The 1,050-nt window shown below is 69.0% G+C and carries 1 pseudogene; it reads left to right on the top strand.

The annotated features are described in order from the left end of the window. Window positions 1-71: 71 nt before the first annotated feature. A pseudogene (locus ABD357_RS29960) lies at window positions 72-1,050 on the top strand (IS5 family transposase); the annotation flags it as partial.

Here is a 1,050-nt window from a genome sequence, read left to right on the forward strand (position 1 = left end):
GCCTGTGTGATGTCGTGATCATCTTGCCGATTCGGGTCCGCTCGGAGGGCGGATCCGATAGGAAGATGGTCGTGACGCGCAGGCAACTTACCGATGAGCAGTGGGAGTTGATCGAGCCGTTCCTGCCGGTAGGCGAGTACGGCCCATATCCCGAGCGGCTGCGGGATCAGTTCGAGGGGGTGATCTGGCGGTTCAGGACCAGCGCGCAGTGGCGGGAGATGCCGGCCGAGTTCGGGCCGTGGCCGACCGTCTATGGACGCTTCCGGGTCTGGCGGAATGCCGGTGTCTTCACCGCCCTGCTGGAGGGCCTGATCGCTGAGGCCGCTCGCCGGGGCAGGACGGACTTGTCCCTGGTCAGTGTGGACTCCACGACTGTCCGCGCCCATCACGACGCCGCCGGGATGCTCGTCGGCGAGGACGTCATGGAGGCTCTGGAAGAAGCCGCCGCCGAGCAGGAGCAGGCCCGGCAAAAAGGGGCGGCGAGGCGGGACACAACGGGCAGCGCGGCGGAAACGAGTCCGAGCGGGCCGAACGCCGACGCGTCCGTCTGCGACACCGGCTCCGCCTGAGGCAGGCTCTGCTCGGCCGGTCCCGTGGCGGGCTGACCAGCAAAATTCACCTCGCCGCCGACCGCAGGCGCCGGCCGCTGGCGTTCGTCCTGACCGCCGGGCAGGCCGCGGACAGCCCGCAGTTTATCCCCGTACTGAACAAGGTTCGTGTCCGCCTGCCGGTCGGCCGGCCCCGCACCCGGCCGGGCGCGGTCGCCGCGGACAGGGCCTACTCGTCCCGCGCCAACCGCGCCCACCTGCGCAAACGCCACATCAAAGCGGTCATCCCGGAGAAGAAGGACCAGGCCGCCCACCGCAAAAGGAAAGGCAGCCGGGGCGGGCGGCCCGTCAGCCACGACACCGACCTCTACAAGGAACGCAACACCGTCGAGCGCCTGATCAACCGGTTGAAGGACTGGCGCGGCATCGCCACCCGCTTCGACAAGACACCCGAGAGCTACCTCGCAGGCCTCGAACTCCGCGCCTCGATGATCTGGCTCGA

The sequence above is a fragment of the Streptomyces vastus genome, from assembly GCF_039532825.1.
Taxonomy (GTDB): Bacteria; Actinomycetota; Actinomycetes; order Streptomycetales; family Streptomycetaceae; genus Streptomyces; species Streptomyces vastus.